The organism is Micromonospora halotolerans (assembly GCF_032108445.1).
In the GTDB taxonomy this organism is placed as follows: Bacteria; Actinomycetota; Actinomycetes; order Mycobacteriales; family Micromonosporaceae; genus Micromonospora; species Micromonospora halotolerans.
This window is the reverse complement of record NZ_CP134876.1, coordinates 237,870-263,010: the sequence shown is the minus strand read 5'-3', so window position 1 is coordinate 263,010 and position 25,141 is coordinate 237,870. Positions and strand designations below refer to the sequence as shown.

26 protein-coding genes are annotated in these 25,141 nt (G+C 73.6%); 13 read left to right on the top strand and 13 right to left on the bottom strand.

Annotation, left to right across the window (positions count from 1 at the left end; genetic code table 11):
- Window positions 1–9 precede the first annotated feature (9 nt).
- Together RMN56_RS01295 and RMN56_RS01290 are read left to right on the top strand one after the other, a co-directional pair.
- A complete protein-coding gene (locus tag RMN56_RS01295) occupies window positions 10–1,788 on the top strand; it encodes an IucA/IucC family protein (protein ID WP_313721971.1) in 1,779 nt (592 codons plus the stop codon).
- Complete coding sequence (locus RMN56_RS01290; protein WP_313721969.1) at window positions 1,785–3,338, top strand: MFS transporter; 1,554 nt, start codon at window positions 1,785–1,787, stop codon at window positions 3,336–3,338. Before RMN56_RS01295 ends, RMN56_RS01290 begins: the two co-directional genes overlap by 4 nt.
- Here RMN56_RS01290 and RMN56_RS01285 read toward each other — a convergent pair.
- The 6 genes from RMN56_RS01285 to RMN56_RS01260 form a co-directional block, all read right to left on the bottom strand.
- Entirely contained in the window at window positions 3,304–4,563 is a 1,260-nt protein-coding gene (locus RMN56_RS01285; RefSeq protein WP_313721968.1) for an Nramp family divalent metal transporter, read from the bottom strand. The two genes, RMN56_RS01290 and RMN56_RS01285, sit on opposite strands and share 35 nt — an antisense overlap.
- A 27-nt stretch (window positions 4,564–4,590) precedes the next feature.
- The gene (locus tag RMN56_RS01280; RefSeq protein WP_313721967.1) at window positions 4,591–4,785 is read right to left on the bottom strand and encodes a hypothetical protein; all 195 of its coding nucleotides are present in this window, start codon (window positions 4,783–4,785) and stop codon (window positions 4,591–4,593) included.
- 60 nt (window positions 4,786–4,845) lie between these two features.
- A complete protein-coding gene (locus RMN56_RS01275) occupies window positions 4,846–5,715 on the bottom strand; it encodes a manganese catalase (protein ID WP_313721966.1) in 870 nt (289 codons plus the stop codon).
- 279 nt (window positions 5,716–5,994) lie between these two features.
- Window positions 5,995–6,642: a hypothetical protein gene (locus RMN56_RS01270; RefSeq protein ID WP_313721965.1), complete on the bottom strand. Its 648-nt coding sequence runs from the start codon at window positions 6,640–6,642 to the stop codon at window positions 5,995–5,997.
- A gap of 41 nt (window positions 6,643–6,683) precedes the next feature.
- Window positions 6,684–7,880, bottom strand: a complete 1,197-nt coding sequence (locus RMN56_RS01265; protein WP_313721964.1) for an MFS transporter — start codon at window positions 7,878–7,880, stop codon at window positions 6,684–6,686.
- 33 nt (window positions 7,881–7,913) lie between these two features.
- Window positions 7,914–8,702, bottom strand: a complete 789-nt coding sequence (locus RMN56_RS01260) for an SDR family oxidoreductase (protein WP_313721963.1) — start codon at window positions 8,700–8,702, stop codon at window positions 7,914–7,916.
- 56 nt (window positions 8,703–8,758) lie between these two features.
- On the opposite strand from RMN56_RS01260, the gene RMN56_RS01255 reads away from it, so the two are divergent.
- A complete protein-coding gene (locus tag RMN56_RS01255) occupies window positions 8,759–9,748 on the top strand; it encodes an ArsR/SmtB family transcription factor (protein WP_313721961.1) in 990 nt (329 codons plus the stop codon).
- On the opposite strand, the gene RMN56_RS01250 is transcribed toward RMN56_RS01255, so the two are convergent.
- Together RMN56_RS01250 and trmB are read right to left on the bottom strand one after the other, a co-directional pair.
- On the bottom strand, window positions 9,745–12,249 hold the full coding sequence (locus RMN56_RS01250; protein ID WP_313721959.1) for a DEAD/DEAH box helicase: 2,505 nt from the start codon (window positions 12,247–12,249) through the stop codon (window positions 9,745–9,747). The genes RMN56_RS01255 and RMN56_RS01250 overlap by 4 nt on opposite strands.
- Window positions 12,250–12,296: 47 nt before the next feature.
- A complete protein-coding gene (gene trmB, locus RMN56_RS01245) occupies window positions 12,297–13,001 on the bottom strand; it encodes a tRNA (guanosine(46)-N7)-methyltransferase TrmB (RefSeq protein ID WP_313721958.1) in 705 nt (234 codons plus the stop codon).
- A 123-nt stretch (window positions 13,002–13,124) separates the two neighbouring features.
- On the opposite strand from trmB, the gene RMN56_RS01240 reads away from it, so the two are divergent.
- Window positions 13,125–13,727 (top strand): hypothetical protein, encoded by a 603-nt coding sequence (locus RMN56_RS01240; protein ID WP_313721957.1) that lies wholly within the window; start codon window positions 13,125–13,127, stop codon window positions 13,725–13,727.
- Window positions 13,728–13,735: 8 nt separating this feature from the next.
- On the top strand, window positions 13,736–14,401 hold the full coding sequence (locus RMN56_RS01235; protein WP_313721956.1) for a class F sortase: 666 nt from the start codon (window positions 13,736–13,738) through the stop codon (window positions 14,399–14,401).
- A gap of 240 nt (window positions 14,402–14,641) precedes the next feature.
- Here the strand turns inward: RMN56_RS01235 and RMN56_RS01230 are convergent, their stop codons facing one another.
- The 4 genes from RMN56_RS01230 to RMN56_RS01215 form a co-directional block, all read right to left on the bottom strand.
- Window positions 14,642–14,917, bottom strand: coding sequence for a GntR family transcriptional regulator (locus RMN56_RS01230; protein WP_313721954.1), 276 nt, complete (start codon window positions 14,915–14,917; stop codon window positions 14,642–14,644).
- Window positions 14,918–15,063: 146 nt separating this feature from the next.
- Window positions 15,064–15,384, bottom strand: a complete 321-nt coding sequence (locus RMN56_RS01225) for an antibiotic biosynthesis monooxygenase family protein (protein WP_262283707.1) — start codon at window positions 15,382–15,384, stop codon at window positions 15,064–15,066.
- Between the two features lie 22 nt (window positions 15,385–15,406).
- Window positions 15,407–16,204: an exodeoxyribonuclease III gene (locus RMN56_RS01220; protein ID WP_313721952.1), complete on the bottom strand. Its 798-nt coding sequence runs from the start codon at window positions 16,202–16,204 to the stop codon at window positions 15,407–15,409.
- Between the two features lie 95 nt (window positions 16,205–16,299).
- A complete protein-coding gene (locus tag RMN56_RS01215) occupies window positions 16,300–17,220 on the bottom strand; it encodes a proteasome assembly chaperone family protein (RefSeq protein WP_313721950.1) in 921 nt (306 codons plus the stop codon).
- Between the two features lie 390 nt (window positions 17,221–17,610).
- On the opposite strand from RMN56_RS01215, the gene RMN56_RS01210 reads away from it, so the two are divergent.
- The 3 genes from RMN56_RS01210 (at window position 17,611) to RMN56_RS01200 (ending at window position 19,501) form a co-directional block, all read left to right on the top strand.
- A complete protein-coding gene (locus RMN56_RS01210; protein ID WP_313721949.1) occupies window positions 17,611–18,483 on the top strand; it encodes a peptidase M23 in 873 nt (290 codons plus the stop codon).
- 93 nt (window positions 18,484–18,576) lie between these two features.
- Window positions 18,577–18,723, top strand: coding sequence for a hypothetical protein (locus RMN56_RS01205; RefSeq protein ID WP_313721948.1), 147 nt, complete (start codon window positions 18,577–18,579; stop codon window positions 18,721–18,723).
- Window positions 18,724–18,763: 40 nt separating this feature from the next.
- Window positions 18,764–19,501: an EcsC family protein gene (locus RMN56_RS01200; RefSeq protein WP_313721947.1), complete on the top strand. Its 738-nt coding sequence runs from the start codon at window positions 18,764–18,766 to the stop codon at window positions 19,499–19,501.
- Between the two features lie 60 nt (window positions 19,502–19,561).
- Here the strand turns inward: RMN56_RS01200 and RMN56_RS01195 are convergent, their stop codons facing one another.
- On the bottom strand, window positions 19,562–20,404 hold the full coding sequence (locus RMN56_RS01195; RefSeq protein WP_313721946.1) for a GDSL-type esterase/lipase family protein: 843 nt from the start codon (window positions 20,402–20,404) through the stop codon (window positions 19,562–19,564).
- 165 nt (window positions 20,405–20,569) lie between these two features.
- Here RMN56_RS01195 and RMN56_RS01190 point away from each other — a divergent pair, with 165 nt between their 5' ends.
- From RMN56_RS01190 to RMN56_RS01170, 5 genes are read left to right on the top strand one after another with little or no spacing between them, the layout of a single operon-like run.
- Window positions 20,570–20,833 (top strand): DUF6343 family protein, encoded by a 264-nt coding sequence (locus RMN56_RS01190; protein ID WP_313721945.1) that lies wholly within the window; start codon window positions 20,570–20,572, stop codon window positions 20,831–20,833.
- Between the two features lie 12 nt (window positions 20,834–20,845).
- Window positions 20,846–22,258 carry an NADP-dependent succinic semialdehyde dehydrogenase gene (locus tag RMN56_RS01185; protein ID WP_313721944.1) on the top strand — a complete coding sequence of 471 codons (1,413 nt, stop codon included), beginning with the start codon at window positions 20,846–20,848 and terminating at the stop codon, window positions 22,256–22,258.
- Window positions 22,259–22,299: 41 nt separating this feature from the next.
- The gene (locus RMN56_RS01180) at window positions 22,300–23,265 is read left to right on the top strand and encodes a TIGR03885 family FMN-dependent LLM class oxidoreductase (protein ID WP_313721943.1); all 966 of its coding nucleotides are present in this window, start codon (window positions 22,300–22,302) and stop codon (window positions 23,263–23,265) included.
- A gap of 37 nt (window positions 23,266–23,302) precedes the next feature.
- Entirely contained in the window at window positions 23,303–24,883 is a 1,581-nt protein-coding gene (locus RMN56_RS01175) for a Na+/H+ antiporter (protein ID WP_313721942.1), read from the top strand.
- A complete protein-coding gene (locus RMN56_RS01170; protein WP_313721941.1) occupies window positions 24,880–25,137 on the top strand; it encodes a UBP-type zinc finger domain-containing protein in 258 nt (85 codons plus the stop codon). The genes RMN56_RS01175 and RMN56_RS01170 overlap by 4 nt, the downstream gene beginning before the upstream one ends.
- The last annotated feature ends 4 nt before the right edge of the window (window positions 25,138–25,141 follow it).

The window sequence follows — 25,141 nt, the reverse complement described above, 5'->3', positions numbered from 1 at the left end:
GGTACCCGCGTGACCACCCCCTCCGCCGCCGTCGACCACCTCACCCCCGAGCTGTGGGCCGCCGCCAACCGCCACCTGGTCCGCAAGGCCCTGGCCGAGTTCGCCCACGAACGGCTCGTCACCCCCGAGCCCCAGGGCTCCGGCCACTACCGGGTACGCAGCGACGACGGCAGCGCCCAGTACCGCTTCGCGGCCCGGCAGCTCGCCCTGAACCACTGGTGGATCGACCCGGCCGGCCTGACCCGGCACGTCGACGGGCGGGAGGCCCCGCTCGACGCGGTCGACCTCTGCCTGGAGCTGCGCGGCGCGCTCGGCCTCACCGACGCCGTCCTGCCCGTCTACCTCGAGGAGATCACCTCCACCCTGGCCGGGCTGGCCTACAAGCTGGCCCGGCCCGAGCTGACGGTGGCCGAGCTGGTCGAGGCGGACTTCCAGCGGATCGAGACCGCGATGACCGAGGGTCACCCGTGCTTCGTGGCCAACAGCGGCCGGATCGGCTGGGGGGTGCACGACCACCACCGGTACGCCCCGGAGGCCGGGCAGCCGGTCCGCCTGCTCTGGCTCGCCGCCCACCGCGACCACACCACCTTCACCTGCGCCGCCGACCTGGACTACGACACCCACGTCCGGGCCGAACTCGGCGAGGAGACCCTCGCGGCATTCGCCCGTACCCTCACCGGGCTCGGCCTCGACCCGGCCGACTACCTGCTGCTGCCGGTGCACCCCTGGCAGTGGTGGAACAAGCTGGCCGTCACCTTCGCCGGCGAGGTGGCCCGGCGCCACCTGGTGCCGCTGGGGGAGGGACCGGACGAGCACCTGGCGCAGCAGTCGGTGCGTACCTTCTTCAACGTCACCGACCCGAACCGGCACTACGTGAAGACCGCGCTCTCGGTGCTCAACATGGGCTTCATGCGCGGGCTGTCCGCCGCCTACATGGAGCACACCCCGGCCATCAACGACTGGCTGGCCGGCCTGATCGCCGCCGATCCGGTGTTCGCGCGGGCCGGGCTGTCGATCATCCGGGAGCGGGCCGCGATCGGCTACCGGCACCGGCAGTTCGAGGCGGCCACCGACCGGTACTCGCCGTACCGGAAGATGCTCGCCGCCCTCTGGCGGGAGAGCCCGGTGCCCGGGCTGGAGCCCGGCCGGCGCCTGGCCACCATGGCGTCGCTGCTGCACGTCGACCGGGCCGGCCGCTCGTTCGCCGGTGCGCTGATCGCCGGCTCCGGGCTGGCCCCCGCGGACTGGCTGCGCCGCTACCTGGACGCCTACCTCGTGCCGGTGCTGCACGCGCTGCACGCGTACGACCTGGCGTTCATGCCGCACGGCGAGAACGTCATCCTGGTGCTCCGCGACGACGTGGTCGAGCGGGTGGTCTTCAAGGACATCGCCGAGGAGATCGTGGTGATGGACCCGGCGGCCGACCTGCCCGAGGCGGTGAGCCGGATCCGGGCCGCCGTGCCCGAGGACGAGAAGGTGCTCGCCGTCTTCACCGACGTGTTCGACTCGTTCCTGCGCCACCTCAACGCCATCCTGACCACCGAGGGGATCCTCGACGAGGAGGACTTCTGGCGGACCGTGGCCGAGTGCGTCCGGGCGTACACGGAGTCGGTGCCGCACCTGGCCGACCGGCACGACCTGTTCGCCCCGGAGTTCGCGCTGTCCTGTCTGAACCGGCTGCAACTGCGCAACAACCAGCAGATGGTCGACCTGGCGGACCCTTCGGCGGCGCTCCAGTTCGTCGGGACGCTGGCCAACCCCCTCGCCCCGTACGCCCCGCGGCCGTGAGTGCCCTCGCCGCACCGGCCGCCCCGGTCGGGCCGGCGGTTCTCCGGCACCGCTGGTGGATCCTGGCCGTGCTCTGCCTGGCCCAGGTGACCGTGGTGCTGGACAACACCGTGCTCACCGTGGCGGTGCCGGTGCTCACCACCGAGCTGGGCGCCAGCACCAGCGACATCCAGTGGATCATCAACGCGTACGCCCTGGTCCTGTCCGGCCGGCTGATCAGCGCGGGCAGCGCGGCCGACCGGTACGGCCGGCGGCGGATGCTGCTGGCCGGGCTGGTGCTGTTCGGGGCCGGCTCGCTGGCCGCCGGGCTGGCCACCACGACCGGCCAGCTCATCGCGGCCCGGGCCGCGATGGGCGTCGGCGGCGCACTGCTGGTCACCGCCACCCTCGCGGTGGCCGTGCAGGTCTTCGAGGGGCCCGCGCGGCAGCGGGCCATCGGGGTCTGGGCGGCGACCAGCGCCCTGGGCTTCGCCGTGGGACCGCCGGTCGGCGGGACGATCCTCGCCCACCTGCCCTGGCAGGCCATCTTCCTGGTGAACGTGCCGGTGGTGCTGGTCTGCCTGGTGGCCGTCCGGCTGCTCGTGCCGGAGTCCCGCAAGGCGGTCACCGGCCGCCTCGACGTGCCCGGCGTGCTGCTCTCCACGGCCGGGCTCACCGGCGTGGTCTGGGCCATCACGGCCGGGCCGGAGGAGGGCTGGGCCGCTCCGGCGGTGCTCGCCGCGGCCGTGGCCGGCGTGCTGCTGCTCGGCCTCTTCGTCGCCTGGGAACACCGGGTCGCCGACCCGATGCTGGACATGGGGCTGTTCCGCGACCCCCGCTTCACCGGCGCGGTCTCCGGGGTCGTGCTGATCACCTTCGGCGCGACCGGCGCGCTGTTCCTGCTCACCCAGCACCTGCAGTTCGTCCGCGGCTACCCGGCCTGGGAGGCCGGGCTGCGGATGGCGCCGTTCGCGCTCTCCATCGTGGTGCTCAACCTCACCGGGGTGGCCGCCGCGCTGATCCGCCGCATGGGCCGGCCGGCCGCGGTCGCCGTCGGCATGGCGCTGCTCGCCGTCGGGCTGCTGGCCGTCACGTACACCCCGGGCGACGGCTATCCGGTGCTGCTCGGCGGCCTGCTGCTGATGGGCGCCGGCTGCGCGCTGGCCAACCCGGCGATCGTCGAGGCGGTGGTGAGCGCGCTGCCGCCGGAGCGGGCTGGCGCCGGGGCGGGTGTCGACGGCACCATGACCGAGGTCGGCGGCAGCCTGGGCGTGGCCGTGCTCGGCGCGGTGCTCAACGCGCGGTTCGCCGCCCTGCTGCCCGCCGCGCTGGCCGGGGCCGGCTCGTTCCCGGCCGCGCTGGCCGCCGCCGGCACCGACGGCGAGCGCGTCCTGGTCCGGGACGCCTTCCGGGTGGCGCTGGAGACCGGGCAGACGGCCGGGGCGGCGGCCGTGCTGGCCGGTGGCCTGGTCACCGCGTACCTGGCTGCACCGGGCGGCCCGGCACCGGTGACGGCGCCGGGCCCGGCCCGGCCGGTCAGGCGACCAGCTGCCAGAGCAGGAACAGGTTGAGCGCCACCACGAGCGCGGTGATCACCGACGCGACGGCGGTCGTGGCCGGGCGGTTGACCAGGCTCCCCATGAGGTCCCGGCGGCGGGTGAAGGCCACCACCGGGATCAGCGCGAACGGGATGCCGAAGCTCAGCACCACCTGCGACAGCACGAGGGCCCGGGTCGGGTCGACGCCGACGGCGAGCACCAGCAGCGCGGGCACCAGGGTGACCAGCCGGCGCACCACCAGCGGTACGCGGCGGCGCAGGAAGCCCTGCATGATGACCTCGCCGGCGTAGGTGCCGACGCTGGTCGAGGCCAGCCCGGACAGCAGCAGCGCCACCGCGAAGCCGAGCGCCGCCACCGCGCCGAGGCTGCCGGCAAGACCGGCGTGGACGCCCTCCAGGGTGTCGGTGCCGGGGATCCCGCTGCCGTGGAAGGTGGACGCCGCGACGAGCAGCATGGCCAGGTTGACCGCGCCGGCGGCGCTCAGGGCGAGCAGCACGTCGGTGCGCAGGCCCTTCGCCACGATCCGCCGCTCGGTCTCGTCGGCCGCGGGGATGCGGTTCGGGGTCAGCGCGGAGTGCACGTAGATGACGTGTGGCATCACCGTCGCGCCGAGGATGCCGGCGGCCAGCATCATGCTGTCGGTGCCCTGCATCCGGGGCAGCAGCCCGCCGGCCGCGGCGGACACGTCGGGCCGCGCGCTGAGCAGGTTCACGGCGAAGGCCAGGACGATCACGCCGAGCAGCACGGCGATCGCGATCTCGAACGCCCGGAAACCCCGCGCGCGCAACGCGAGGACGGCGAACGCGGCCGCGCCGACGATCAGGCCGCCGGCCAGCAGCGGGATGCCGAAGAGCAGGTAGAGGGCGACGGCGCCGCCGATCACCTCGGCCAGGTCGGTGGCCATGGCCACCAGTTCGGCCTGGACCCACATGACCCGGTTGACCGGCCGAGGCAGGTGCTCGCGGCACAGCTCGGGCAGGCTGCGGCCGGTCGCCAGGCCGAGCTTGGCGGTGAGCGTCTGCACCAGCATGGCGGCCAGGTTCGCCGCCACGACGACCCAGACCAGCAGGTAGCCGTAGCGCGCGCCGGCGGTGGAGTTCGTGGCGAAGTTGCCCGGGTCGACGTAGGCGACCGCGGCGACGAAGGCCGGCCCGAGCAGGATGAGGCGGCCGCGTACCCGGCCCCGCGCACGGGCGGTCTGCAGCGGTGACGCGATGGTGAGGTCGTTCGTGACCACGGTGTGCTCCTCGGCGGGGCGGACGGATCAGACGGGTTCGCGCTCGGGCGCCGGCCGGCGGTCCGGCCGTGCCGCGGGCTTCCGGTCCAGCGCGTCGGCGACCGGGATGAGCGCCGTGACGGCGGCCAGCGCGAGGACCGCCGGCGCGGCCGTGCCGGCGCTCGCCGCGCCGACCGTGAGCAGGGCGAAGACGGCCAGCTTGGTGCGGTTGGCGGTGGACATGTCACCTCCCGGATCAGGCGACGCCGGGCCGGCCGCCCGACCGGCCCGGCGCCGGTGGCGTCAGGTGACCTTGCTCTTGACCTTGGTGGCGACCTTGCCGGCCATGCCCGGGTTGGTGCCGTACAGGCGGGGGTCGCCCGGCGGCAGGACCGGCTCGGGGGCGTGCGCCCGCGGGCTGTGGTCGTAGCGGAACTCGCCCTTGCCGTCGGGGGAGGGGCCGGAGGCCCACCGGCCCTCGGCCGCGTCCTGCCCCGGTGAGAAGTCCAGGTACGTGTAGCTGAACTCCTCGGTGAACTCCTTCGAGTCGGTGAAGGCGTCCGGCACCGGCATCTCCTCCAGGCCGTCCTCCTTGAGCTGCTCGATGGCCGCCATCCACATGTTCTGGTGCATGGTGTCGCGGGCCAGCAGGAAGCGGAGCATCTGCTTGACGCCCGGGTCGTCGGTCATGTTGAACAGGCGGGAGACCTGGAGCCGGCCCTGGGCCTCGGCGGTGACGTTGAGCTGGAAGTCGGCCATCAGGTTGCCGCTGGCGGTGATGAAGTTGCCGTTCCACGGCACGCCGGAGCTGTCGACCGGCAGGGCGCCGCCACCACCGTGGATGAAGTGCGCCGGGTTCGAGCCGCCGTAGATGGCGCCGACCATCGGGTTGTCCTCGGCCGCCTCGGAGAGCGACAGCGGCGCCTTCTCCAGCAGCCGGGTGATCATCGTGGCGATCATCTCGACGTGGCCCATCTCCTCGGTGCCGACGTCGAGCAGCAGGTCCTTGTACTTTCCGGGCAGCCGGCAGTTCCAGCCCTGGTACAGGTACTGGTTGGCCACGGTCATCTCGCCCCACTTGCCGCCCAGGATCTCCTGCAGCCGGCGGGCGAACGCGGCGTCCGGCCCGTCCGGCTTCGCCTCGAACTGCAGGTCCTTCATGTGCGTGAACATCACGTCTCCTCGGATTCACGGGTGCCGTTGCCAGTGGGTTCCCGGTCCGGCGGCTCGCCGGGGCGTCAGCGGGCCCTGCCGGCATGCGGCGGGCACACGCTGAGGAACTCTCACGAGTTCAGCTTCCCGACATCAGCTCGCATACGTCCCGCATCTCCCCGAAAGAGAGAGAAACAGTTGGAGACGGGATCATCCGGGCTGCCCGTGCCGGGTGACCACCCGCGGACACGGACGAGCGGCCGCCCGGGAAGGGGCGGCCGCTCGTCGGGGCGGGCCGGGTCAGGCGGCGGTGGACCAGATGGCGCGGAACGCCGCGGCCTCGCCCGCCAGCCACTGCTCGACCTGCTCCGGCTTGACGTCGGTCGGCATCCGGTAGGACTCGCCGCGCCGGACGTCGACCAGCACCGGCTCGGCGTGCGGCAGGACCGCGTCCATGTGCCGGGCCATCAGGTGCAGGGTCGCCAGGGTGGTCTCCTCGCTCGGCGGGGCCTCGTCGAAGTGCAGCCGGATCGCCTCGGCGCGACCGTCGGCGTAGCGCACCCCGAACTGCGGGTTGATCTTCACGGGCAGGTCACCCAGCATGGCCAGCGCGTCGCGGGTCTGGGCCAGGTCGACGCCGGCCGGTTCGCCGAGCGAGTGCAGCCAGGTGGTCGCCCCCGGCACCAGCGCCTCGTAGAGCGGGCGCCAGCGCGGCTTGACCAGGTCGGCCACCTGGGCCAGGTGGGTGCCGCCGGTGTGGAAGGCGACGTCGGCCTTGAGCGCCTTGACGAACTGGCCGTGCGGGTTGAACCCGTGCCGGCTCGCCCGCTGCTTGCGCAGGCCGCCCACGAAGGTGGCCTTGGTGGGCCCGGTGCGGTCCACGTAGCGGGTGAACCCGAGGAGGGTGGCGTAGGGGGTGACAGGGGCGGCGGAGGTGGGCGCAGTCACGAGCATCCTCCCAGGTCAAAAGCTCGATTAGTACATACATTCTAATCGACGGGTCTGACATCGCCCAGGGGCGGAAGCCGGCGAACTGAGGGCAGCGGAAAACGGGCCAGCGCGACTCCGGCGAGCACGGCGAGCAGGCCGCACACCCCCAGCCAGCCGACGTGGGTGTACGCCTGGACGCCCAGCCAGGACCCGGCACTTCCGCCCAGGTAGGCGCAGGTCATGTAGGCGGTGTTGACCCTGCTGCGGGCATCCGCGCGCAGGGCGTAGTTGCGTACCTGGTTGGCGACCATCCCCGACTGCATGGCCACGTCGAGCAGCAGTGTCCCCACCACCAGCGCCACCAGCCCTGCCGCGCCGCCCAGCCGGGCGAACGCGAGCAGCGCGGCCGCCGCGTCGACCCCGAGGATGCACACCAGGTTGACCGCGTCGCTGCCGTGCCGGTCCACCAGCCGTCCGGCCAGCGGCGTGCAGACCATGGTCGCCGCGTTGACCAGGGCCAGCAGCCCGACCGCCGGGGCTCCCAGCCCGTAGATCGGACCGGTCAGCAGCAGCGCCAGGGCGGTCCAGACCGCGGAGAAACCGGCGAAGATCGTCGCCTGGTACCAGCAGGATCGGCGCAGCTCGGGCTCCCGGCGCAGGAGGCGCAGCGACTCGGCCAGCAGGGCCGGGTAGGGGTGCGCCGACGCCGGTCGCGTCGCCGGCAGTACGCGGGCCATGACGACCGCGATGAGCAGCACGGACGCCGCCGCGGTGAGGTAGGGCGCCCGCCAGCCCCACCAGTCGCCGATGGTTCCGGCAACCGTGCGGGACAGCAGCATGCCACCGATCGAGCCGCTCAGGAGCGTGCCGCTGACCGCCCCGCGCCGGTCCGCGGGGACCAGGCCGGCCGCCATCGGCCCGATGATCGGCGCGACCACGGTGGTGATCCCGACGAGGGCGTTCGCGGACACGAGGAGCGGATGCGCCGGGGCGACGGTGGCAGCGAGCAGTCCCAGCCCGGTCAGGCCGAGCAGGGTGACGACGAGCGGCCGGTGCGGGAGCCGGTCGCCGAGCGGCACCAGAAGGAAGATCCCCGCCGCGTACCCGAGCTGCACGGCCGTCACCACCAGCGCGGCCGAGTCCGGGGAGACGTGCCGTTCGGCGGCGATCAGTGGGGCGACGGTCTGCGGGAAGTAGATGTTCCCGACGGCCACCCCGCAGGCGAGGGTGAGGAGTGCCAGCAGTCGGCGGCTCATCGGCCGACGTCCGGCCCGGAATCGTCGGCCACGTCAGTCCACCGGCCCGCCTGCGACGTAGATGACCTGGCCGGAGACGAAGCCCGCCCCCTCGCTCACCAGGTACGACGCGGTGTGTGCGATGTCCTCGGGCTGGCCGACCCGGCCGACCGGAATCGTCTCCGCCACGATCCGCTGGTGCTCCTCGAAGCTGCGGCCGCGCCGCTGGGCCGCGACCCTGGTCATGTCGCTCACCACGAAGCCCGGGCCGATGGCGTTGGCGGTCACGCCGTGCCGTCCCAGCCGGAGCGCGAGCGACTTGGTGAAACCGATCAGACCCGCCTTGGCGGCCGCGTAGTCGACGCGCCCGGAATCGCCGAGCGCGGAGATGCTCGACATGTTGACGATCCGTCCCCAGCCTGCCGCCATCATGTGCGGAGCCACGGCCCGGGTGAGGAAGAACGCGCCCCGCAGGCTCACTCCGGTGACCGCGTCCCACTGCTCGGTGCTCGTCTCCTCGACGCCGGCATTGGGCCCGCCGATGCCGGCGTTGTTGACCAGCACCGTCGGCGCTCCCAGCGCGGTAGCGATCCGGGCGACGGCAGTGGCCACCGCGGTCTCGTCGTTGACGTCGGCGGCGAACGCCGCGGCCGTCCCCCCGTCGCGGGTGATGGCTGCCACGGTGGCGGCGCAGTCCTCCTCCCTCAGGTCCAGCACCGCGACCGCGAGGCCGTCGCGCGCCAGCCGCTTGGCAACCCCGGCGCCGATGCCGCCTGCCGCACCCGTGACGATCGCCGTGCGTTGCAGGTTCCCGTGGTCCGTCGTGTTGATCTGCGGTGTCATGCCCGGAAGTCCACCGCACACGTCGACCACGGCCCAGAGATGTAGCATATCGCTTAATGATCAGCTTTGAGCTCGGCGTCGAGGACCTCGCCGACACCCGGTTCGGGATCTCACCGATCCACGAGACCGTCCTCAGCCTCCGGGTGCTGCGCGAGCCGGGCCTGTACGCGCTGCACCTGCCATGGCGCCGGTCGGTGCTCGGCCGGCTCGACGGGCTCGACACCGCCCTGCTGATGTCGCTGGTCGGGCCGGACCGCGCGGTGCCGGACTTCCTCACCCCCCGGCCGGCGAGCTTCGCCCCGACCTTCGACGAGGAACTGGCCCGGGTACGCCGGACGCCGCCGGACGTGGTGCGGCGCGACCTGCTGGCCGTCTACGGGCGGCGCCGGCTGCCCGACGTCCTGAGCGAGGTCACCACGGGCGGCGATGCGGACATCGTGCGGCTCCGTGAGGCCGTCTGCAGCCTCCTGGCGGCCTACTGGGAGATCGCCGTGAGGCCGACCTGGCCCCAGATGCGACTCGTGCTGGAAGCCGACATGACCTACCGCGCCCGGCAGTTGGCCGTCGGCGGCGCCCGCCTGCTCTTCGCCGACATGCACCCCAACGTGCGGTGGCACGACGGCGTGCTGCACATCGACAGGATGATCGGCCGGCACCGGGTCGCGGCCGCCGGCCGGGGGCTGCTGCTGGTGCCGTCCGTCTTCGCCCACAAGCCCGCCCCGCCGGTCAGCGCGGAGGAACCACCGCTGCTGGCCTACCCCTGTCGCGGGGTGGCCACGCTGTGGCTCCCGGCGCCCACCACGGACGCCGGGGCCCTCACCGCGTTGCTCGGCGCGCCCAGAGCGGGACTGCTGGGCCTCCTCGACGAGCCCCTGGCGACGGTGGAGATCGCCCGCCGGCTCACCGTGACGCCCAGCGCCGTGTCCCAACACCTGCGCGTCCTCCACGCGACCGGGTTGGTCACCCGCGCCCGGGACGGACGGCACGTGCTGTATCGCCGCAGCCCGCTCGGTGACCAACTGGCCGGTGGGGGAGAAGCGATCTAGAGCTGCCCGACGTCGGTGATCCGGACGACCGCGGCGCCCGCCTCGTCGGAGGCGGACAGGTCGATCTCGGCGCTGATGCCCCAGTCGTGGTCGCCCTCCGGGTCGTCCAGGATCTGGCGTACGGTCCACCGCTCCCGACCCTGCTCGATCATGAGCAGCGCCGGCCCGCGCGCGTCCGGCCCCACCCCGATCGAGTCGTACGCCTCGAAGTACGGCTCCAGCGCGTCCGCCCACGCGTCCGCGTGCCAGCCGTGCTCGGCGTCCAGCTCGCCGAGCAGGTCCCAGCGGCGCAGCGCGGCCAGCTCGACCCGGCGGAACAGCGCGTTGCGCACCAGCACCCGGAACGCCCGGGCGTTGCGGGTGACCGCCGGCGGCCGGTCGTCCAGCGAGGCGGCCACCTCCGCCACGTCGGACGGGTTGCGCAGCCGCTCCCACTCGTCGATGAGGCTGGAGTCGACCTGGCGGACCAGCTCGCCCAGCCACTCGATGAGGTCGACCAGCTCCTCGGTCTTGGCGTCCTCGGGGACGGTCTGCCGCAGCGTCTTGTACGCGTCCGCGAGGTAGCGCAGCACCAGGCCCTCGGAGCGGGACAGGCCGTAGAACTGGACGTACTCGGTGAAGGTCATGGCCCGCTCGTACATGTCCCGGACCACGGACTTGGGGGAGAGCTGGTGGTCGGCGACCCACGGGTGGCCCTGCCGGTACATCTCGTACGCCGACTCGAGCAGCTCGGCGAGGGGCTTCGGCCAGGTCACCTCGTCGAGGAGTTCCAGCCGGGCCTCGTACTCGATGCCCTCGGCCTTCATGGCGGCGACCGCCTCGCCGCGGGCCTTGAACTGCTGCGCGGAGAGCACCTGGCGCGGGTCGTCCAGGATCGACTCGATCACGCTGAGCACGTCCAGCGCGTACGACGGGGACTCCCGGTCGAGCAGTTCGACGGTGGCCAGGGCGAGCGGGGAGAGCGGCTGGTTGAGCGCGAAGTCGAGCTGGAGGTCGACGGTCAGCCGCACCCGGCGGCCCTGCTCGTCGGGCTCGGGCAGCTCCTCGACCACGCCGCCGGCCCGCAGCGCCCGGTAGATGGCGATGGCCCGGCGGATGTGCCGGCGCTGGGCGGCCGGGTCCTCGTGGTTGTCGGTGAGCAGGTGCCGCATCGAGGCGAACGCGTCGCCGGGGCGGCCGATGACGTTGAGCAGCATCGAGTGGCTGACCTGGAAGCTGGAGGTCAGCGGCTCCGGCTCGGCCTCGACCAGGCGCTGGAAGGTCGGCTCGCCCCAGCCGATGGAGCCCTCCGGCGGCTTCTTCTTCACCACCTTGCGGCGCTTCTTCGGGTCGTCGCCCGCCTTGGCGAGGGCCTTCTCGTTCTCGATGACGTGCTCGGGAGCCTGCACCACGACCCGGCCGAGGGTGTCGAAGCCGGCCCGGCCGGCCCGGCCGGCGATCTGGTGGAACTCGCGGGCCTTGAGCAGCCGGGTCCGGGTGCCGTCGTACTTCGACAGGCCGGTGAAGAGCACCGTGCGGATCGGCACGTTGATGCCGACGCCGAGGGTGTCGGTGCCGCAGATGACCTTGAGCAGCCCGGCCTGGGCCAGCGTCTCCACGAGGCGGCGGTACTTGGGCAGCATGCCGGCGTGGTGCACGCCGATGCCGTGGCGGACGAGCCGGGACAGCGTCTTGCCGAAGCCCGAGGTGAACCGGAAGTTCCCGATCGCCTGCGCGATCATGTCCTTCTCCGCGCGGGTGCAGACGTTGACGCTCATCAGCGCCTGGGCGCGTTCCAGCGCGGCGGCCTGGGTGAAGTGCACGACGTAGACCGGGGCCTGCTTGGTCGCCAGCAGCTCCTCCAGGGTCTCGTGCAGCGGCGTCATCGCGTACGAGAAGAGGAGCGGGACCGGCCGCTCGGCCGAGCGGACGACGGCGGTCGGCCGCCCGGTGCGCCGGGTCAGGTCGTCCACGAAGCGGGTGGTGTCGCCGAGTGTCGCGGACATCAGGACGAACTGGGCCTGCGGCAGCTCGATGATCGGCACCTGCCAGGCCCAGCCCCGGTCCGGCTCGGCGTAGAAGTGGAACTCGTCCATGACCACCTGGCCGACGTCGGCGCGGGCGCCCTCGCGCAGCGCCAGGTTGGCCAGGATCTCCGCCGTGCAGCAGATGATCGGGGCGTCGGCGTTGACGCTGGCGTCGCCGGTGAGCATGCCGACGTTCTCGGCGCCGAAGACCTCGCAGAGGGCGAAGAACTTCTCCGAGACCAGCGCCTTGATCGGCGCCGTGTAGAAGGTGGTCCGGTCGTCGGCCAGCGCGGCGAAGTGCGCCGCGATCGCCACCAGGCTCTTGCCCGAGCCGGTCGGCGTATTCATGATCACGTTCGCGCCGGAGACGATCTCGATGACCGCCTCCTCCTGGTGGGGGTAGAGGTCGAGACCGCGCTCGGACGCCCAGCCGGCGAACGCGTCGTAGAGGGTGTCGGGGTCGGCGCTCTTCGGCAGCGCGGCGGTGAGAGTCATGGCGGCTCCCATCGTGCCTGGATCATGGGCCGCCGCGCCAACCGGGTTCAGCGCCGCCGGTGGATCAGGTCGAAGATCTCCCGCCCGGCGGTCAGCGCCCGGCGCTCGAACTTGGTCACCGGCCGGTGCGTCGGGCGGGGCGCGAAGCCGCCGTGCACGTCGACCAGCTCCGGGTCGGCGGTCAGCGTCTCCCGCATCGACTCGGCGTACTCGGCCCAGTCGGTCGCGCAGTGCAGCGTCCCGCCGGGGACCAGCCGGGAGCGCAGCAGCGCCACGTGGCCCGGCTGGATGATCCGCCGCTTGTGGTGCCGGGCCTTCGGCCACGGGTCGGGGAAGAAGACGTGCACCGCGTCCAGGCAGCCCTCCGGCATGACCCGCACCAGGTCCAGCGCGTCGCCCTTGGCCACCCGCACGTTGCCCAGCCCGTGCCGTTCGACCAGGTCGAGCAGGTTGGCGATTCCGGGCGTGTGCACCTCAACCGCCAGATAGTGTCGGTCCGGGTCGGCGGCCGCCATCGCCGCGGTGGCGTCGCCCATGCCGGAACCGATCTCCAGCACCAGCGGCGCCCGCCGTCCGAACAGCGCCGCCGGATCGCACGGCCCGTCCAGGTCGTCGATCTCCAGGCCGTACGCGGGCCAGAGCCGGGCCAGCGCGTCGCGCTGCCGGTCGCTCATCCGCCCGCGACGCGGGTGGAAGGTGCGGATACGGGCGGCGTGGGCCGGCGGCGCGGCGCTGAAGTCGGTGGAGGTCACAGCGATCCGAGCGTACGCGACCGCCGGAGCGGATCGGATGTGGTGGGCGGCCCGGGGTGAGAGGATTCATCCCGTACGGCAGGACGGGTGGCCCGCCGCCCGACCCCGACGCCGGGAGGGGGCATGGTGTCAGTCACGGGACGTGCGGCGCTGCTGGTCGCGGCCGCCGCGTGCACCGCCCCGCTGGTCGGCGCGCTGCCCGCCCAGGCCGCCCCGGGGTCGGCCGCGGCGACGGTGCGAGCGGCCGCCCCCGCCGCCGAGCCGGTGCCCGGCCAGCCCGGCACGCAACCCCCGACCGACCTGATCTTCGTCGAGGTCACGCCGAGCACCGTCGAGGCCGGCTTCCTGGTCGGCATCCGGGCGAGCTGCCGGGACAATTCGGTGCCGGCCACCGTGGTGTCCGACGCGTTCGGCCGGGTCCAGGTGCAGCCGCAGCGCGGCCTGCTCACCGCCTCGCCGATGGTCCGGGACCGCACCCGCCCCGGCAACTACCGGGTGAAACTGGAGTGCCCCAGCGGGCAGACGGCGTCCACCATGCTCCAGGTCGTCAAGCGGGTGCAGCCCAGCCGGGGGCCGGCGACCGGCTTCGGCGGCACGGCCGGCGGCGGGCTCGGCGGTGGGCTGCTCGTGCCGGTCGGGCTGGCGCTGACCGTGGCCGGCGCGGTGGTCGGCGTGGCCGCGTCCCGCCGGCAGCCCCGTACCCTCCGTGGCGCCGCCCGGCGCTGAGCCCCGCCATGGCCGCGAACCCCACCCCCCAGCCCAGCCCCCGGGCCACCGGCCGGAGCCCGTGGTCGGTGCCGCTCGCCGTGCTGCTGGTGCTGGTCGGGGTCTTCGCCACCGGCGCCGGGCTGGGCCGGACCGCCGGGCCGTTCGACTGGGCCGACGCGGCGACCGGGTCGAGCCACCGCACCGCCGAGCCGACCCGGGCGCGGGAGCCGACCAGCCTTCCGGTCCGCCTCGCCGTGCCGGCCATCAAGATCACCGCCCCGGTCACCCCGGTCGGTCAGGCCCGGGACGGCTCGATCGCGGTCCCGCCGCTGACCCAGCACCACCAGACCGGCTGGTACGACCGCGGAGCCGTGCCCGGCGACCCGGGCCGGGCGATCATCGTCGGGCACGTGGACACCAAGAGCGGGCCGGCGGTCTTCTACCGGCTGCACGACCTGAAGCCGGGGGACCGGATCGAGGTGACCCGGGCGGACCACAGCGTGGTGACCTTCAAGGTCGACACCGTCGAGTACTTCGACAAGGCCAACCTCCCCGCCGACCGGGTGTACGGCGACGCCGGGCCGGCCGAGCTGCGGCTGATCACCTGCGGCGGCGAGTGGGTGGGCGGCCACACCGGCTACCAGGACAACGTGATCGCGTTCGCCTCCCTCCTCGACACCGGCAACCCCTGAAGACCGCGGGTCTCGCGCGCCGGGCACCCGCGACGGCGGCGCCGTGGACGGGTCGGCGGTGGTCCACGAGCCGCTAGGAACTTGATGACGTAGATGAGTCACTCGTGGCGGCAGCGGCGCCGGGGTGATTCACCTGCGGCATCAAGTTCGTAGGGGCTGGAGAGGGGGCGGCGAGCGACGCGTGCATCGCGGACGCCCTGGGTGCTGACGTCAGCAACGACTCAAGCCAGGAGTGTTCGGCTACTCCGCCTCGGCGACGAAGACGCCCTGGCCCTGCTGGCCGTAGACGAGATTGCGCGCGTGCAGCTCCTTGACGGCCCGGTAGGCCGTCGACCTGGCGACGTTGTAGATCTCGCCGATCTCCGACACGGACGGCAGTTGCTGCCCAGGCCCGTATTCGCCGGCACGGATCTTGGCTTCGATGTCGTCGGCGACGCGTCGGTAGGCGTCGGCCATGCCGATGGATGACGGCGACATCACGCCCGCCGACGAGTTGTTCGCGATGATGCGGATCATCGACACGCACTGGACCGGGGCCCTCGACCAGCCCTGGCGGGCCGGCGGCTGCCTGGAGTGCCGCGATCAGGACACCTGCCCGCAGCTCGACTGGGCCCTCAAGCTCATGGCCGACGTGGCGTCGACCATCTCGGAAGTAGGAGGGTTCAGCCCTTGGCGGGGACCTGCTGGACGACCTCGAACTCCAGCAGCGTGGCGCCGGTGGACACCGGCTTGCGCGGCTCGCCGCCCTGGCCGCCGGCGTGCGCGGCCCGGGACGGCCCCTGCGCCCACGCCTGGTAGGCCTCCTCGGTCTCCCAGCGGGTGTAGACGAAGTAGCGGCTCTCCCCGCCGACCGGGCGGAGCAGTTCGAAGCCGAGGAAGCCGGGGGAGTTCTCCACCGCGCCGGCCCGGGCCGCGAACCGCTTCTCCAGCTCCTCGCCGGCGCCCGGCGGGACGTCGATCGCGTTGATCTTCACGACTGCCATGGCTCCACCCTAACGAGCCGGGTCAGAACGACTCGACGGCCGGCACCAGGTCGGCGTCGACCACGATCGGGGCGTGGTCGGAGGGGCCCTTGCCCTTGCGGGCCTCCCGGTCCACGTACGCGGAGGTGACCGCGCGGGCGAACGGCGCCGTGGCGTAGACCAGGTCGATCCGCATGCCCTTGTTCTGGTGGAACATGCCGGCCCGGTAGTCCCAGTAGGTGTAGGGGTGCGGCCCCTTCATGGGTGTCGGCACCACGTCGCTGAGGCCGAGGTCGCGCAGCGCGGCCAGGGCGGCCCGCTCCGCCGGGGTGACGTGGGTGGAGGTGACGAAGAGCTTCGGGTCCCAGACGTCGGCGTCGGTCGGGGCGACGTTGAAGTCCCCGCAGACGGCAACGGGCAGCCCGCCGGCCACCTCCGGCTCCAGGGCGTCGCGCAGCGCGGCGAACCAGGCCAGCTTGTACGCGTAGTGCGGGTCGTCGGGGGAGCGGCCGTTCGGCACGTACACCGACCAGACCCGCAGGCCGGCGCAGGTGGCCGAGATGGCCCGGGCCTCGGGCAGGGGGAAGCCCGGCTCGCCGGGGAAGCCGACCGCCACGTCGGCCAGCCCCACGCGGGACAGGACGGCCACCCCGTTCCACCGGCCGTCGCTGTGGCTGGCCGCCTCGTAGCCCAGCTCGCCCACCTCGGCGACCGGGAAGGCCCCGTCGGGGCACTTGGTCTCCTGCAGGCAGACGACGTCGGGCTTCGTGGTGGCCAGCCAATCGAGCAGGCGGGGGAGGCGGGCCTTCACCGAGTTGACGTTCCAGGTCGCCAGGCGCATGTCTCCAGCCTGCCGCATCGGCGGTCACCCCGCCGGGTCAGCCCGCGGGGTGTCGCGCCGTCGCTTCCCGGGTGCCGCGCCGGCCCGGCCGCCGGTCAGCGTTCCGGGGTGTCCCCGGGCCGGGTCTGCTCGGCGAGGAAGCGTTCCAGTTCGGCGCCCAGCTCGTCGGCGGTGGGCAGCGGGCCGGTCTCCGGGGCGAGCAGGCTCTTCTCGCCGCGCCCGCGGGCGAACGCGTCGTACTGCTCCTCCAGGGCCTGGACCAGGGTGGCCGCCTCCTCGGTCTGGGCGACCTGGCGGTCGATCTCCACCCGCACCACCTCGGCGGCGGCGCGCAGGCCGTCGCGGGGCAGCAGCAGCCCGGTGCTGCGGGACACCGCGGCGAGCAGCGCCTCGGCGGCGGCCGGGTACTCGGTCTGGGCGACGTAGTGCGGCACATGCGCGGCGAAGCCGAGGGCGTCGCGACCCCGCTCGCCGAGGCGATATTCCAGCAGGTGGCCCACGCCGGCGGGTACCTGGACCTTCTGGAGCCAGGGCTCGTACCCGGAGATCAGCTCGCGCCGGGTGGCGTGCGCGGTGACGCCGGTGGGCCGGGTGTGCGGGACGGCCATCGGGATCGAGTTGAGCCCGACGGTGAGCCGGACCTCGAGCCGCGCGGAGAGCGCGGCCACGGCGGCCACGAAACGTTCCCACTGGACGTCCGGCTCGGGGCCGGTGAACAGCAGGAACGGGGTCTCGTCGTCGTCGTGCAGCAGGTGCAGCTCCAGCGCGGGGGCGTCGTAGTCGGCCCAGTGGTCCTCGACGAAGGTCATCACCGGCCGGCGGGAGCGGTAGTCGAAGAGCTGGTCGACGTCGAAGCGGGCGATGGGCCGCGCCTCCAGGGAGGTGAGCAGCTGCTCCCGGGCCAGCCGGGTGGCGCTGCCGGCGTCGACGAAACCGGTGAGGGCCTGGATCAGCACCGGTTGGCCGAGATCGGGCAGATCGTCGCTGAGTTCGTAGAGCTCGTGTGGGTCGAGCACCGGTTCGGACCTTCCTGTCGACGCGTACGGGGCGGGCCGCGCGCACGGGGCACCCCGTTCGGCCAACGTACCGGCCGCCGTGGTCCATTCCGTTACGGGCCGACCGATGATCACAATTCGGCGACGGCCCGGGATCGCTCCTCCTCCCGGTCCGGGTGCGGGTCCACCGAAAGGACGAGTTAGTCGATCACTGGGCGGGCCCGGGAAGGCTGCGAGGTTCCTGCCCGGGCCGGTGCGACCCGGGCCACACCGGAGGTTTTCCCGGGTCGCGAGGTCCGTCACCGGCCGGCCCGGGGCGGCGACGGCTGTCCGGTTCTGCGGGCGCAGACTGTGGCGAGGACCACCCCATGGGCCTGGGTGATCCCGGTTTGCCCTGTCTAGCCTCGTCGAATGCGTGACGACGGCACCCTCGACGACCAGTACGGCCTCGACGGCTCGGCTGACCGTTCGGACGATACCCCCTCGACCGATCAGTTGACCGCTTGCGCGGAGGCATCCACTGCCCGCGGTTCCCTGCGTACCCGCCTCACCGCCCTGCTGAACCCCCTCGCCGCCCGGCCCGGCCGGACGAAGATGGCCGTGGCCACCGGCGCGGTCTGCTGCCTCGGCCTGGTCGGCGGCTTCAGCCAGATCGGCGCCCGCCCCGCCGGTGACACCCCGAACCCCGCCGCCTCGGCCGAGGTCGCCCAGCGCGCGGCCGTCGACGCCGCCTCCCGCGGCCTGACCCGGGAGACCACCGCACCGGCCACCCCCGGCGCCGCCCCCTCGGCCAGCCCGTCGGCGACCACCAAGCCGAAGCCGAAGGCCAAGCCCAAGCCGCGCCGGATCGTCCCGGTCGCCGGCCTGGACCAGACCCAGATGAACAACGCCAAGAAGATCGTGCAGGCCGGCCGGGAGATGGGTGTGCCGCGCCGCGGCCTGGTCATCGCCGTGGCCACCGCCATGCAGGAGAGCACCCTGCTCAACTACGCCAGCGCCGTGCTGCCCGAGTCGCAGAACTACCCGCACCAGGCCATCGGCTGGGACCACGACTCGGTCGGGCTGTTCCAGCAGCGGCCGAGCAGCGGCTGGGGCACGGTCGAGGAGCTGATGGACCCGGAGTACGCCACCAAGGCGTTCCTCTCCGCCCTGGAGGAGATCCCCGGCTGGCAGGACCTGCCGCTCACCGTCGCGGCCCAGGCCGTCCAGGTCTCCGCGTTCCCCGACGCGTACGCCCAGCACGAGTGGCGCGCCAACACGGTGGTCAAGGAGATCCTGGGCTGACGCCCGGCCGGGGTTGCCGCCGGGCCGGGCCGGGTACCAGGGACTTGCCGGTCCCGGGTACAACATGAGGGGGGCCGCGGACAGGAGGACGTCATGGCGCTGATGCAACGACTCACCGCCTTCCTGCGATCGCCCCGCGGTCAGCAGCTGGTCGACCGCGGCCGGCGCGAGCTGGCCAAGCCGGAGAACCAGGCGAGGCTCAAGCAGCTCGCCACCCGGCTGTTGTCCCGCCGACGCTGACCGCTCCGCCCCCGCAGCAACGACCCCCGGGAGCCCCCTCGTGACCGACTCCGCCCCCGTCGACGGCGAACCCACCCACCCCCCGAAGCCGACCGCGCCGGTGGAGGCGCCGGAGGGGCCCCCGGCCCGGCTCTGGGACCGGATGCGGGACGACCCGCAGTACGCGCCGGAGCACCTGGCCCTGGAGGCGGTGCGCCGGCTCGGGGCGGAGGCGGCGCAGTGGGCCGAGCGGGAGCGGGCGCAGCATCCGGACGTCCCCGCCGACGAGCTGGCCGACCAGGCGGTGCGCAAGTTCGTCAACCACGCCCGGCTCTCCGGCGCGGTCTCCGGCGCGGCCGGGCTGCCCGGCGCGGTGATCGACGTGGGCGTGCTCGCGTGGACCCAGGCCCGGCTCGTGCTGCACGTGGCCGCCGCGTACGGGGTCGACGCGGTCCACCCCGACCGGGCCACCGACCTGCTCGTGCTTCAGCGGGTGCACAAGGTCGCCGAGAGCGCCCGGCTCGCCCTCGGGGTGGCCGCCGGTCGGGAGCGGGCCGGCGCGCTGTTCGGCATGGGCGGGCAGCGCCCGCTCGGCCGGGTGATGCTCCAGCTCGGCGTCCGGCTGGCCCGGATGGCCGGGGTGCGGGCCGCCAAGCGGATGTTCGCCAAGGTGATCCCCGGCGCCGCGATCATCCTGGGCACCTGGGCCAACTCGTCGGCCACCCGGGACCTCGCCGACCGGGCCCGCGCCCTCTACCGGGGCGGCCCGCGCCAGCTCCCCGGCCCGCGCCGGCCCTGACCGCCGCGGGCGGGCGCCGGCCTGCGGTGGTCAGCGCGGTGCCATCGGCCGGCCCCCGGGTCAGCCGGCCCAGCCGGCGGCGTCCCAGGTGACGTCGGCGAGGCGATCCTGGCCGGCGGCGTTCGGGTGGAACCAGTCCAGCGCGTTCACCTCGTCCAGGCCGAACCGGGTCCGGTGCACCGCGCCGCCGTCCCACCGGCAGCGCGACCCGTACGCGCGGCAGGCGGCGCGCAGCTGCGCGTCGTAGGCGTCGATCCGCTCCCGGAACCGGACCCGGCGGGCCACCGCGGCCGGCGCGGTCGACGTGGCGTCGGCCAGCAGGGCCGGGCAGACGCCACGTGACCAGGCCCGCACCGCGCGGGGCTCGGTGTGCCCGAGCTCCCAGAGCCGGTGCAGGTCGGGCAGGCTGACCACCAGCACCCGGGCCTTCGGCCGGCCCCTGCGCAGCACCGCCAGCGCCGCGTCGACCTGTCTCCGGAAGGTGGCCGGCGCGGTCATGTCGTCGATGTCGTTCCGGCAGGCGTCGTTCGCCCCGATCAGCACCGTGACCAGGTCGGCCCGGTCGCGTACCGCCGCACGGGCCTGGTCGGTGAGGCCGGCCGCGCGGGCGCCCGGCACCGCCCGGTTGTGGGCCCGCAGCGCCGGGTCGTCCTCGTGCAGCCGCCGGTAGAGGCTGCGCACCCGCAGGCCGTCCCCGCTGGACCAGGAGTTGCGCTCGCAGGTCACCAGCACCAGGCAGGAGCCGAAGCCGCTGGTGATCGAGTCGCCGAGCGCGGTCAGCACCGTCGCCGTGCCCGGGGGCGCGGAGCCCGACGGGCGGGGCGACGCCGAGCCCGAGCCGTCGCAGGCGAGCGCGACCAGCGCCGCGAGGCAGGCCAGCGCGGCGATCCAACGTCGAGGCATACCGTCCCCCGTCCGGCGGCAGAAGCGGCGCGTCGACCCTATGCGCCCCGGCCGTCCGGACGGGGGCACTGTCGCCTTTTCGGCATCGACAACCGTCGTTCACATCCCCGTGTTACGACCGGGGGGACCTGGTTAGGCCGGGCCGTGCCGGGGTAGCCCGGGGGAATGACGCGATCACAGCCCCGCCGTGCCCGCGGCACGGTCGGCCACGCGTACAGCGCGCTGAACCTGCGGCTCGCCCTCGCCCTCTTCGGCCTCGTCGTCATGACCGTCTTCGCGGTGCTCGCGTTCGCCGCCGGCGTGACCTGGCTGGGCGTCGTCTGCGCGATCCTCGCCGTGGTGGCCGTGGTCGACCTCGTCGTCATCCAGCGCCGCCGCGCCGCGCGCCGCCGCGAGGAGCCGGGCGTGCGGCACTCGCTGTTCGAGTGACAGGAGTACGACATGTCCATCGCCACCACCAATCCCGCCACCGGACAGGTGCTCAAGACGTACGACCCCATGTCGGACGAGCAGATCGACGCGGCGATCGAGCGGGCCGACCTGGCCTTCCACCAGCTGCACGGGACCACGATCGCCGAGCGCGGCCGGTGGATGATCGCCGCCGCCGACCTGCTGGAGGCCGAGCGGGACGAGACCGCCCGGCTGATGACCACCGAGATGGGCAAGACCTACGCCGCGGCGAAGGCCGAGGTGACCAAGTGCGCCACGGCCTGCCGCTTCTACGCCGCCAACGCCCCGAAGATGCTCGCCGACGAGCCCGCCGACGCCGCCGCGGTCAAGGCCAAGCGGGCGTACGTCCGCCACCAGCCGCTCGGCCCGGTGCTGGCCGTGATGCCGTGGAACTTCCCGCTCTGGCAGGTGATGCGGTTCGCCGCACCGGCCCTCATGGCCGGCAACACCGGCCTGCTCAAGCACGCCTCCAACGTCCCGCAGACCGCCCTCTACCTGGAGGAGCTGTTCCGCCGGGCCGGCTTCCCGGAGGGCGCCTTCACCACCCTGCTGGTCGGCTCCGAGAAGGTGGACCGCATCCTCAGCGACCCCCGGGTCCGGGCCGCCACGCTCACCGGCAGCGAGCGGGCCGGCCGCTCGATCGCCCAGATCGCCGGCCGGGAGCTCAAGAAGACCGTGCTGGAGCTCGGCGGCAGCGACCCGTTCGTGGTGATGCCCTCGGCCGACCTGGACAAGGCGGCGGAGGTGGCCACCACGGCCCGCTGCCAGAACAACGGCCAGTCCTGCATCGCCGCCAAGCGGTTCATCGTGCACACCGACGTCTTCGACGCCTTCGCCGAGAAGTTCGCCGCCCGGATGTCGGCGCTGCGGGTCGGCGACCCGATGGACGAGAACACCGACGTGGGCCCACTGGCCAGCGAGAGCGGCCGGGACGAGATCCACGCCCAGGTGCAGGACGCGGTCGACAACGGCGCCACCGTGCTGTGCGGCGGGGAGAAGCCGTCCGGCGACGGCTGGTACTACCCGCCGACCGTGGTCACCGACCTGCGGCCGGGGATGCGGATGTGGTCCGAGGAGGTGTTCGGGCCGGTCGCCGGCCTCTACCGGGCCGACTCCTACGAGGAGGCCATCGAGATCGCGAACGGCACCAACTTCGGCCTCGGCTCCAACGCGTGGACCGAGGACCCGGCCGAGCAGGAGCGTTTCGCCGTCGACCTGGACGCCGGCAACGTCTTCATCAACGGCATGACCACGTCGTACCCGGAGCTGCCCTTCGGCGGGGTGCGGAACTCCGGGTACGGGCGCGAGCTGTCCGCCGTGGGCATGCGGGAGTTCTGCAACACCAAGACCGTCTGGGTCGGCGAGGGGGAGGCCGGCGCCGGGGCCGGGGCGCACTCGGAGTAGTCGCGATTGACCGGACGCCGTCATGGGTAGGAGGTGCGCCCATGACGGTGTTCGGCTTCCACGCGTCCCACGAGCAGATCCACCCGGCCCAACTGCTGGCGGCGGTGATCCACGCCGAGCGGGCCGGCTTCGACGCCGCCATGTCCTCGGACCACTTCTCGCCGTGGAGCGCCCGGCAGGGCCACTCCGGCTTCGCCTGGTCCTGGCTCGGCGCCGCGCTCCAGGCCACCAACCTGCCGTTCGGCGTGGTCAACGCGCCCGGCCAGCGCTACCACCCGGCCGTCGTCGCGCAGGCCATCGGCACCCTGGCCGCCATGTACCCGGGCCGGTTCTGGGCCGCGCTTGGCACGGGCGAGGCGAGCAACGAGCACATCACCGGCACCGGCTGGCCGCGCAAGGACGTCCGCGCCGCCCGGCTGCGCGAGTGCGTGGACGTGATCCGGGCGCTCCTCTCCGGCGAGGAGGTCAGCCACGACGGCCTGGTCACCGTGGACCGGGCGAAGCTGTGGACCCGGCCCGAGCAGCCGCCCGCGCTCATCGGCGCGGCGGTCAGCGTCGAGACCGCCCGCTGGTGCGCCGAGTGGGCCGACGGGCTGATCACCGTCAACGCGCCGGTGGCGCACCTGCGGCGCATGATCGACGCCTACCGGGACGCCGGCGGGCGCGGGCCTTTGCACCTGCAGGTGCACGTGAGCTGGGCGCCCGAGCAGGCCGAGGCCGAGGCCGTCGCGTACGACCAGTGGCGCAGCAACGTCTTCGCCCCGCCGGTCTGCTGGGATCTGGAACTGGCCGAGCACTTCGACGCGGTCAGCGAGAACGTGCCGATGGAGCGCGTCACCTCGGTGGTCAACGTCTCCGCCGACCTGGGCCGGCACGTCGGCTGGCTGGAGGAGTACCTCGCCCTGGGCTTCGACCAGATCGCCCTGCACCACGTCGGGCAGGAGCAGCGCGCCTTCATCGACACCTTCGGGGCCGAGGTGCTGCCGAAGCTCCGTACCGCCTCGTGATCACGTCGGGGCCGCCGGCCGCCTAGGCTCGTACTCCATGGAAGCTCTGATCGAGGTCGTGGCCTTTCTCGCGATCGCGACCTTCGGCGCGGCGCTGGCCCGGCGACTCGGCCTGCTGGCGCCGATCCTGCTGGTCGTGCTCGGCCTCGTGCTGTCCTTCGTGCCGGGCTTCCCCCAGGTCCGCCTCGACCCGGAACTGGTGCTGGTGGGCATCCTGCCGCCGCTGCTCTACGTGGCCGCGCTGAAGACGTCGGTGCCGGCGTTCCGGCTCAACCTCCGGCCGATCCTGCTGCTCGCCGTCGGGCTGGTGCTCTTCACCGCGTTCGTGGTGGGCACCGTCGTCCACCTGATCCTGCCCGGCGTCCCGTACGCGATCTGCCTGGCGCTCGGCGCGGTCGTGGCGCCGCCCGACGCGGTCGCCGCCACCGCGGTGGCCCGGCGGGTGGGCCTGCCCCGGCGGATCGTGACGATCCTGGAGGGGGAGAGCCTGGTCAACGACGCCACGGCGCTGGTGCTGCTGCGGGTGGCGGTGGCCGCCGCCACCGCGGCCGGCGGTCACGTCGGGGTCGGCGCGGTGGCCTGGGAGGTGCTGGTGTCCGCCGGCGGCGGCGTCCTCGTCGGGCTGCTCGGCGTGGTGCTCTTCGGCTCCCTGCACAAGCGCATCACCGACCCGGTGCTGGACAACGCGCTGTCGCTGATCGTGCCGTTCGCGGTGGTCTTCGCCGCCGAGGAGATCCACGCCTCCGGGGTGGTCGCCGTGGTGGTCACCGGGCTGGGCATCGGGCACAAGCAGCCGCTGCTGATGTCCGCCGCGTCCCGGCTCCAGGTGGGTGCGTTCTGGCGGCTGATCCAGTTCCTGCTGGAGGGGCTGGTCTTCCTGCTGGTCGGCCTGCAGTTGCCCGAGGTGGTCCGGGACCTGGACGAGCCGGTCGGCCGGCTGGTCGGGGTCACCGCCGCGGTGCTGGCCGCCGTCGTGCTGGCCCGGTTCGTCTGGCTCGTCCCCGCCACCTACCTGGCCCGGCTGGTGCCGCAGGCCCGCCGCCGGGAGGCGCCGACCCCGGTGCAGGTCCCGTTCGTCATCGGCTGGGCCGGGATGCGCGGCGTGGTCACCCTCGCCGCCGCGCTCGCGCTGCCGCTCACCCTGGCCAACGACCGGGCGTACCCGCGGCAGCTGTTCATCTGGCTCGCGTTCGCGGTGATCGTGGTGACGCTGGTCGGGCAGGGCGCCACCCTGCCGGCCGTGGCGCGGGCGGCGAAACTGCCGCCGGACGACCCGGTGCAGGACGCGCTCTCCGCCGCCGCCGTGCAGCAGCAGGCCGGCCGGGCCGCCCGGGAACGGCTGGAGGAGCTGGCGGGCGGGGCGCCGGACGCTGTCGTGGAACGGCTGCGCGGGCTGGTGCAGAGCCGCACCAACCTGGCGTGGGAACGGCTCGGGGGTGAGGAGCGGGAGACCCCCTCGCGGGCGTACGGTCGACTGCGGCAGGAGATGATCGACGCGGAGCGGGAGGTGTTCCGGGCCGCCCGTGACTCCGGGAAGATCCCGGAGGAGGTGCTGGTCCGCGCCTACCGCGACCTGGACCTGGAGGAGTCGTTGCTGCGACAGGAGACCGACGAGTGAGCTGCCAGCACCTGACCGAGGCGGGCGACGCCGAGCCGACGACCACGACCGAGTGCCCCGACTGCGTGGCCATCGGCAACGACGACTGGGTGCACCTGCGGGCCTGCCTGACCTGCGGGCACGTGGGCTGTTGCGACTCCTCGCCCTACCAGCACGCCACGAAGCACTTCGAGTCGAGCGGGCACCCGGTGATGCGCTCGGTCCAGCCCGGCGAGACCTGGCGCTGGTGCTTCGTCGACGAGGAGATCGGCTGACCGC

Excerpts from the sequence above, each read along its gene's own strand:
- RMN56_RS01280 (WP_313721967.1), bottom strand. The coding sequence starts at position 4,785 with ATGTCCACCGCCAACCGCACCAAGCTGGCCGTCTTCGCCCTGCTCACG.
- RMN56_RS01275 (WP_313721966.1), bottom strand. The coding sequence starts at position 5,715 with ATGTTCACGCACATGAAGGACCTGCAGTTCGAGGCGAAGCCGGACGGG.
- RMN56_RS01265 (WP_313721964.1), bottom strand. The coding sequence starts at position 7,880 with ATGAGCCGCCGACTGCTGGCACTCCTCACCCTCGCCTGCGGGGTGGCC.
- RMN56_RS01260 (WP_313721963.1), bottom strand. The coding sequence starts at position 8,702 with ATGACACCGCAGATCAACACGACGGACCACGGGAACCTGCAACGCACG.
- RMN56_RS01255 (WP_313721961.1), top strand. The coding sequence starts at position 8,759 with ATGATCAGCTTTGAGCTCGGCGTCGAGGACCTCGCCGACACCCGGTTC.
- RMN56_RS01250 (WP_313721959.1), bottom strand. The coding sequence starts at position 12,249 with ATGACTCTCACCGCCGCGCTGCCGAAGAGCGCCGACCCCGACACCCTC.
- RMN56_RS01240 (WP_313721957.1), top strand. The coding sequence starts at position 13,125 with ATGGTGTCAGTCACGGGACGTGCGGCGCTGCTGGTCGCGGCCGCCGCG.
- RMN56_RS01235 (WP_313721956.1), top strand. The coding sequence starts at position 13,736 with ATGGCCGCGAACCCCACCCCCCAGCCCAGCCCCCGGGCCACCGGCCGG.
- RMN56_RS01230 (WP_313721954.1), bottom strand. The coding sequence starts at position 14,917 with ATGATCCGCATCATCGCGAACAACTCGTCGGCGGGCGTGATGTCGCCG.
- RMN56_RS01225 (WP_262283707.1), bottom strand. The coding sequence starts at position 15,384 with ATGGCAGTCGTGAAGATCAACGCGATCGACGTCCCGCCGGGCGCCGGC.
- RMN56_RS01220 (WP_313721952.1), bottom strand. The coding sequence starts at position 16,204 with ATGCGCCTGGCGACCTGGAACGTCAACTCGGTGAAGGCCCGCCTCCCC.
- RMN56_RS01210 (WP_313721949.1), top strand. The coding sequence starts at position 17,611 with ATGCGTGACGACGGCACCCTCGACGACCAGTACGGCCTCGACGGCTCG.
- RMN56_RS01205 (WP_313721948.1), top strand. The coding sequence starts at position 18,577 with ATGGCGCTGATGCAACGACTCACCGCCTTCCTGCGATCGCCCCGCGGT.
- RMN56_RS01195 (WP_313721946.1), bottom strand. The coding sequence starts at position 20,404 with ATGCCTCGACGTTGGATCGCCGCGCTGGCCTGCCTCGCGGCGCTGGTC.
- RMN56_RS01190 (WP_313721945.1), top strand. The coding sequence starts at position 20,570 with ATGACGCGATCACAGCCCCGCCGTGCCCGCGGCACGGTCGGCCACGCG.
- RMN56_RS01185 (WP_313721944.1), top strand. The coding sequence starts at position 20,846 with ATGTCCATCGCCACCACCAATCCCGCCACCGGACAGGTGCTCAAGACG.
- RMN56_RS01180 (WP_313721943.1), top strand. The coding sequence starts at position 22,300 with ATGACGGTGTTCGGCTTCCACGCGTCCCACGAGCAGATCCACCCGGCC.
- RMN56_RS01175 (WP_313721942.1), top strand. The coding sequence starts at position 23,303 with ATGGAAGCTCTGATCGAGGTCGTGGCCTTTCTCGCGATCGCGACCTTC.